Annotated in this window: 7 protein-coding genes and 1 pseudogene; all 8 read left to right on the top strand. The window is 51.9% G+C overall.

Features of this window, described 5'->3' with window-relative positions:
* Nucleotides 1-202, top strand: a pseudogene (locus tag PAT3040_RS39375) (hypothetical protein); the annotation flags it as partial.
* Nucleotides 203-238: 36 nt separating this feature from the next.
* Nucleotides 239-880: a peptidylprolyl isomerase gene (locus PAT3040_RS33650; protein ID WP_108996102.1), complete on the top strand. Its 642-nt coding sequence runs from the start codon at nt 239-241 to the stop codon at nt 878-880.
* A gap of 198 nt (nt 881-1,078) precedes the next feature.
* Nucleotides 1,079-1,636, top strand: coding sequence for a ribonuclease FAU-1 family protein (locus PAT3040_RS33645; RefSeq protein ID WP_087569307.1), 558 nt, complete (start codon nt 1,079-1,081; stop codon nt 1,634-1,636).
* The gene (locus tag PAT3040_RS33640; RefSeq protein ID WP_108996101.1) at nt 1,633-2,307 is read left to right on the top strand and encodes a YdcF family protein; all 675 of its coding nucleotides are present in this window, start codon (nt 1,633-1,635) and stop codon (nt 2,305-2,307) included. Before PAT3040_RS33645 ends, PAT3040_RS33640 begins: the two co-directional genes overlap by 4 nt.
* Nucleotides 2,308-2,416: 109 nt before the next feature.
* Complete coding sequence (locus tag PAT3040_RS33635) at nt 2,417-3,388, top strand: AAA family ATPase (protein ID WP_108996399.1); 972 nt, start codon at nt 2,417-2,419, stop codon at nt 3,386-3,388.
* A gap of 41 nt (nt 3,389-3,429) precedes the next feature.
* Nucleotides 3,430-4,722 carry a methionine gamma-lyase family protein gene (locus PAT3040_RS33630; protein WP_108996100.1) on the top strand — a complete coding sequence of 431 codons (1,293 nt, stop codon included), beginning with the start codon at nt 3,430-3,432 and terminating at the stop codon, nt 4,720-4,722.
* Between the two features lie 61 nt (nt 4,723-4,783).
* Entirely contained in the window at nt 4,784-5,194 is a 411-nt protein-coding gene (locus tag PAT3040_RS33625; protein ID WP_087569304.1) for a MerR family transcriptional regulator, read from the top strand.
* A gap of 30 nt (nt 5,195-5,224) precedes the next feature.
* On the top strand, nt 5,225-6,553 hold the full coding sequence (glnA, locus tag PAT3040_RS33620; protein ID WP_087569303.1) for a type I glutamate--ammonia ligase: 1,329 nt from the start codon (nt 5,225-5,227) through the stop codon (nt 6,551-6,553).
* The last annotated feature ends 327 nt before the right edge of the window (nt 6,554-6,880 follow it).

Genomic DNA, 6,880 nt, shown 5'->3' with positions numbered 1-6,880 from the left:
TCCCGGCGCAACTACGCCGCCGCCGGACGGCGGGGATAACGGCGGCAACGATGGCGGGGGCAGCACGACGGAACCGACTGCTCCGATCGGTACGGAGCAGCCTGGAGACGGAGGCGAGCCGACACCAACTCCGACTCCGATAACGACGGGTAACAATGAAGGCGGAGAGGCAGCAGGACAGCCAACTTCGGAGGGAGCGTAAGTTCCCCTCCGCCACGGAATAGGTGGTAGATGAATCATGCAATTCGCGGGTCTGGGCAGAGCGATGTTGCTGTGGCTATTCCTATTGCTCCTGTTAGCGGGATGCGGATCAGACAACGCTTCGCAGCTGTCCGCGCAGGGACAGGATGGAAATGCCAAAGTTATGAGCTGGAGCAAGATGCCGGAGATGTCGATTGATCTGGACTACGATTACAAGGCGCTTATCGAGACATCAGAGGGGAGCTTCGAAATTCTTCTGTATGCGGACAAAGCGCCTGTAACGGTGAACAACTTCGTCTTTTTAGCGAACGAAGGGTTCTATGAAGGTTTGAAATTTCATTCCATTATCGAATCGTTTATGATTCAGACTGGCGATCCCCTTGGCAACGGCACCGGTACCGCTGGATATCTCATTCCGGATGAGCTGGATATTCAATCCACTTATAAGGAAGGCGTTGTCGCCATGTTCAATTCCGGTACTCCGAATTCCGGCAGCAGCCAGTTCTTTATTTGTACGGGACCTGACGCCTCGAATCTTAACAGGCAGCCGAATTATACGATCTTCGGAGAAGTATCGTCGGGGATGGATGTAGTACAAGCCATCTCGAGAACGCCTGTGAAAAACGGTCAACCGGTAGAGGATGTAACGATCGTACGCATTACCATACAAGTGAGCTGAAGGACAAGCAGTTTCGACGGAATTATTTCGTTGAAGCTGCTTTTCTGCTAACAGAGCTTGGTTTATTTTCCCCATGCGCTGGAGATGGACGTTAAGTTATGGTAATCTTTTTTTATAGGAGTGTTCCTCGTGAACACGTGGGCCGTCCCATTGGAGCGGCGGACGTCATTCCTAAATGAACGGAAAGGTACGTTCCGTATGAAGAGAAAATTTTCCGATCGCGCGAACTGGCGCCGCATATTGCGAAGAAGTTATTCTTGCCTGGCGCTTGATGGAGACGAGTTTAGAGGGCTCGTAACCTTCTACCGGATCCATGAGCTTAGGGAGCCTCTCTGGAAAGAATATGACGGACGAAGGCTCTGCCTGGCAGACCGTGGTTATTTATGGATGCAGCACTTTCCCAAGGGCGAGCACTTTGTCGTAACGACAATGTTTGATGACAAGGGCCGAGTCGTGCAATGGTATATCGACGTGTGCAAGACGCAAGGTTTGACTGATCAGCAAGTGCCGTGGTTCGACGATCTGTATCTGGATGTTGTCGTGCTGCCAAGCGGCGAAGTGTATTTGATGGACGAAGACGAACTGGAGGACGCCCTCAGGCAAGGCGCCGTCTCCAACAAGGATGCCGCGCTTGCGCGCAAGACGGCAGGAAGGCTGCTGTCAAGCATTCGCAATGGCAGATTCCGTTATTTCACGCTTAGTCTCAAGCATCGCAAGAGCCTCATGGAACGAACAGGGGAGCTCAGCGAGTCATGAAGAGCAGTGTCAAGCATCGGAGGAGCAGCACGCGCCGCCGCCGTAAGTCTTCCAGGCGGCCGTGGCTGCTTTTCTTTCGTCTATTCGTAGTTGTATTGTTCGCGGGCATTGCCTGGTGCTTATACGCGGCATGGTATCTTAATCATACGATTCCCGAGCTAGAAGAGGGGACACACGCTGATGCGGGCATCGTGCTTGGCGCAGCCTTGTGGAATGATGTTCCCAGTCCGGCGCTCAAAGAACGGCTGGATTATGCCTACCAGCTGTACGAAGATGGAGTTGTAGAGGTATTGATTCTGTCAGGCGGTTATGGCGGCGTATCCTCGAAGCTGTCAGAGGCGGAGGGCATGCGCAACTACTTGACGTCGAAGGGAATGGCGGAGGACAAGCTGATCTTAGAGATGGAGGCTGGCAATACCTACGAGAATCTCGTATTCGGCAAGCGAATCGGCGAGGAAGCGGGCTATAGCGATTTTGTCGTCATTACGCATGACTATCATGCGCCTAGAGCGAAGGAGATGGCAGAGTTTGCCGGCTTCGAACCGGCGCTTGTAACAGGCGTCAAATCTCGCGTTCTGAACCAGTTCTATAATGATTCCCGCGAGGTGCTCGCCTATACGAAATGGAAGCTGGATTCCTTGCTGATGCGCATCGGTTTCTTGTCCCGATAACTCGTTGCTGCGAATCTGCTAATATGCTGTCCTGAGAGAGAATAAGATTGTAATGCGGCAGGTTACTGTTACGCTACAGCTTCTGTACAAAGGACAGGTGATGCGTCAGATGAACGGACACGTCATATCGGGACCAGGCAGCGGATCCTCCAGACCTTCCCGTCAAATCAACGTGGTGCTCAGAAGCCATGAGGCAGCGGGAGCGGCTTCTGTGCATGCGCTGGAACCCGAACCGCTTCCAAGCGTCAAACCGTTGCCAGCAGTCGATCACTTCGCAGAGATTCAGAAGGAACTTGAACCTATGATCGGCATGGAAAACGTAAAAAATCTGGTATACGAAATTTATGCGTTGTTATACATTAGCCGGATGCGCACAGAAGCGGGATTGTTCGGCGGTTCGCAAGTTTATCATATGATCTTTAAAGGCAATCCCGGGACGGGCAAAACAACGATTGCCCGAATTATCGCCAAGCTGTTCCAGAAGATGGGCGTGCTTGCGAAAGGACATCTCATCGAGGTAGAGAGAGCCGATCTTGTCGGCGAGTATATCGGACACACCGCGCAAAAAACAAGGGATCTAGTTCGCAAGGCGCTTGGCGGCGTATTGTTTATCGACGAGGCTTACAGTCTCGCTCGAGGCGGGGAGAAGGACTTCGGCAAAGAAGCGATCGATACGCTTGTAAAAGCGATGGAAGATCATCGAAGCGGGTTCATTCTCATTCTGGCCGGTTACCCGCTTGAGACGGAGCAATTCCTGATGACGAATCCGGGTCTGCCTTCCAGGTTCCCGATCCAGATCGAATTCCCGGACTATTCTGTAGATCAGTTGCTGCAGATTGGCGAGCTGATGGTAAAGGAGCGCGATTACGTCATGCTGCCTCAAACCGTATTCAAGCTCCGTCAGCATTTGATGCAAGAGAAGCAAAACGATCTATTCTCCTTCAGCAATGCCCGGTTCGTGCGCAATGCCATCGAGAAGGCGATCCGGCATCAGGCTGTCCGCCTGATCGGACAATATTCCAATTCCATCCCGGCGAAGGGCGAATTAATGACCATTCGTCCAGAGGATCTAAAACTTTGATTTAAGCAATACTGCACGACGAAAGGGAGACAAACAGAGTGATGAACGAGCAACTAGAGAGAGAACGGATTTGGGAACAACTGATTGCGCTGGCTGATCGTGCAGAGGACGAAGCGGCAGAAGCATTCCGGCGTACGGCACGGATAGCGGAGCGCAATCAGTGGAAGGTTATTGAAGCGTTCAAGCGACAAGGAGTCAGCGATTTCCACTTTGCTGGCTCGACTGGCTATGGCTACAACGACCGTGGGCGAGAGGTGCTTGATCTCGTCTACGCCGATGTTATGGGGGCTGAAGCTGCGCTTGTTCGTCCCCACTTCGCATCCGGCACCCATACGATCAGCTGCGCGTTGTTCGGTGTGCTTCGACCCGGCGACGGGCTTCTGTATGTAACGGGGAAGCCTTACGATACGCTTCACAAAGTAATCGGCAAGGCCGGCGACGGTACGGGCTCGCTTGCAGATTTCGGTATCGGTTACGGTGAGGTTGCGCTGCTGGAGGATGGCAGCCTGGATTGGGATGGCATCGAAGCGTCGATTACAGAGCGGACGAAGGTCATTGGCGTGCAGCGATCCAGAGGTTACGCTTGGCGTGCCTCCTTTACGGTTGCGGAGATTGGAGAAATCGTCACGAGGGTAAAGGCCATTAGAGAGGATCTTATTGTCTTCGTGGATAATTGCTACGGCGAATTCACGGAATTGCAAGAACCAACGGAAGCAGGCGCCGATCTCATCGCAGGTTCCCTGATCAAAAATCCGGGAGGCGGCATTGCGGAAACAGGGGGATATATTGCCGGCAAACGAGAACTCGTGGAAGCAGCCTCATACCGGCTGACCGCTCCAGGAATCGGGGGAGACGTAGGAGCCATGTTAGGGACGCTGCGCTCCTTGTTCCAAGGACTGTTTCTCTCCCCTCATATGGTGGGACAAGCCGTTCAAGGCAGTATCCTGGCCGCTGCGTTGTTCGAAAAGCTGGGGTTCGAGACGAAGCCGGCCTGGAACGAAGTTAGAACGGATCTCATTCAGGCTGTCCGGTTCGGAAGCGCCGAGCCGCTTATCGCTTTCGTCCAGGGCATTCAGCAAGCGGCGGCAGTAGACGCTCATGTTGTGCCGGAGCCGTGGGACATGCCTGGTTATGACAATCCCGTCATTATGGCTGCAGGTACCTTTATGCAAGGGGGCAGTCTGGAACTGTCGGCGGATGCGCCTATTCGAGAGCCTTATATTGCCTATATGCAAGGCGGGCTGACTTATGGACATGCCAAATACGGCGTTCTGATCGCGCTGGAGAAGCTGGTTAAAAGCGGATTGATTGTGATCAAACCTTACATAACTTGACACATTTGTGGCTCGACGATACAATGAAGCTATAAATGAGCGACTGGAAGGTTGATGCGAATTGGCAGATGAATTACGCAGAAACATGGCCCTATTCCCGATCGGCATCGTCATGAAGCTGACCGATTTGACGGCGCGACAAATCCGTTATTACGAACAGCACGAATTGATCGTGCCTGCCAGGACCGCTGGCAATCAACGGTTGTTCTCGTTTAATGACGTCGAACGACTGCTAGAGATCAAATCTTTGATAGAGAAAGGCGTAAACATCGCTGGCATCAAACAGGTTATGAATCCTGTATCGAAGGAGTCGGACGATGCTACCTTGGTAAGCGAACAATCCGAAGTGAAGCGCAGGGAGCTGTCCGATCAGCAGCTACACCGACTGCTTAAGCAGCAGCTGTTGGAAAAGAGACCGGGCAGAACGTCCATGATCGAAGGACAATTATCCCGTTTCCTTAATAAACGGTAATTTGGAGAACGACACAAAGGAGATGATTCTGTGAGTTTTACAAAAGAGGACATCAAACGTATTGCCCAGGAGCAAAACGTTCGTTTTATTCGTTTGCAATTTACCGATCTGCTAGGCACGATTAAAAACGTCGAAATTCCGGTCAGCCAGCTGGACAAGGCGCTTGATAACAAAATGATGTTTGACGGTTCTTCCATCGAAGGTTACGTTCGGATAGAAGAATCCGACATGTACTTATATCCTGATCTCGATACATGGGTCGTATTCCCTTGGGTAACGCAGGATCGCGTAGCGAGACTGATCTGCGATATCTATATGCCTGACGGCACTCCTTTCGCAGGTGATCCGCGCGGCATCCTCAAGCGCGCGCTCAAGGAAGCCGAAGTGCTCGGTTATACGGCTATGAATGTTGGTCCGGAGCCGGAGTTCTTCCTGTTCAAGACGGATGAGCGCGGCGAACCGACGACGGAGCTTAACGACCACGGCGGTTATTTCGACTTGGCCCCTATGGATCTCGGCGAGAACTGCCGCCGCGAGATCGTACTTACGCTGGAGGAGATGGGCTTCGAGATCGAGGCTTCCCATCACGAAGTCGCTCCGGGACAACATGAAATCGACTTCAAATATGCAGACGCCATTAAGGCGGCGGACCAGATCCAAACGTTCAAGCTTGTCGTTAAGACAATTGCACGGGTACATGGTTTGCATGCATCCTTTATGCCTAAGCCTTTGTTCGGCGTTAACGGATCCGGTATGCACTGTCACATGTCTCTGTTCCAGGGCAATACGAACATGTTCTATAATGAGAAGGACAAACTTGGTCTCAGCGACACGGCACGTTATTACATGGCGGGAATACTCAAGCACGCTCGCGCTATGGCTGCCATCACGAATCCGACGGTCAACTCTTACAAACGTCTGGTGCCTGGTTATGAAGCTCCTTGCTACGTTGCGTGGTCGGCCAGCAACCGCTCGCCGATGATCCGAATCCCGGCTTCCCGTGGCTTGTCTACGCGCGTAGAGGTTCGTAATCCGGATCCTGCCGCTAACCCGTATTTGGCACTTGCCGTAATGCTTAAGGCTGGTCTCGACGGTATTCAAAACCAATTGCCGCTGCCGGCTCCGACGGACCGCAATATCTATATCATGACAGAAGAAGAGCGCATTGATTCCGGAATTCCAAGCCTTCCATCGAATCTTAAGGAAGCGCTCGAAGAGATGCTTAGAAGCGGCGTCATCACCGAAGCGCTCGGCGACCACGCTCTCGCTCACTTCTACGAGTTAAAGGAAATCGAATGGGATATGTACCGGACCCAAGTGCATCAATGGGAACGCGATCAATATCTGACGTTGTACTAAGACAAGGAAGCCCGCTGACCGTTATGGTTAGCGGGTTTGTTTTTGACTACTATCCTTTATGGATTATCGACTTTTCGAATCTCCTCCAAAGAACATAAATCACCAGAAGGTGCTTCAAAAACCCAAAACGTCGGAGTTATTCATTGTCTATCGGACTTGAATGACGCTATTCTTCGATTTTTTAGGTTTTTGAAAATCTATCGGACATACTGAGGCTGTCGATTCATTGTGAGTAACTGAGCTGAAACGTTCTGCTTTCGCTAACGGACCTCAGAACCTCTATTTGCAGCATTTTCGCGATATTGAAAATCTAACGGACTCAGATGA

Source organism: Paenibacillus agaridevorans (assembly GCF_003112455.1).
Classification (GTDB): Bacteria; Bacillota; Bacilli; order Paenibacillales; family Paenibacillaceae; genus Pristimantibacillus; species Pristimantibacillus agaridevorans.
Note: the sequence above shows the minus strand (reverse complement) of the source record. Positions and strands in the feature narration are given on the sequence as shown.

What these genes read in the sequence shown, in the direction of transcription:
- PAT3040_RS33650 (WP_108996102.1), top strand. Translation starts at nt 239, where the DNA reads ATGCAATTCGCGGGTCTGGGCAGAGCGATGTTGCTGTGGCTATTCCTA.
- PAT3040_RS33630 (WP_108996100.1), top strand. Translation starts at nt 3,430, where the DNA reads ATGAACGAGCAACTAGAGAGAGAACGGATTTGGGAACAACTGATTGCG.
- PAT3040_RS33635 (WP_108996399.1), top strand. Translation starts at nt 2,417, where the DNA reads ATGAACGGACACGTCATATCGGGACCAGGCAGCGGATCCTCCAGACCT.
- PAT3040_RS33645 (WP_087569307.1), top strand. Translation starts at nt 1,079, where the DNA reads ATGAAGAGAAAATTTTCCGATCGCGCGAACTGGCGCCGCATATTGCGA.
- PAT3040_RS33640 (WP_108996101.1), top strand. Translation starts at nt 1,633, where the DNA reads ATGAAGAGCAGTGTCAAGCATCGGAGGAGCAGCACGCGCCGCCGCCGT.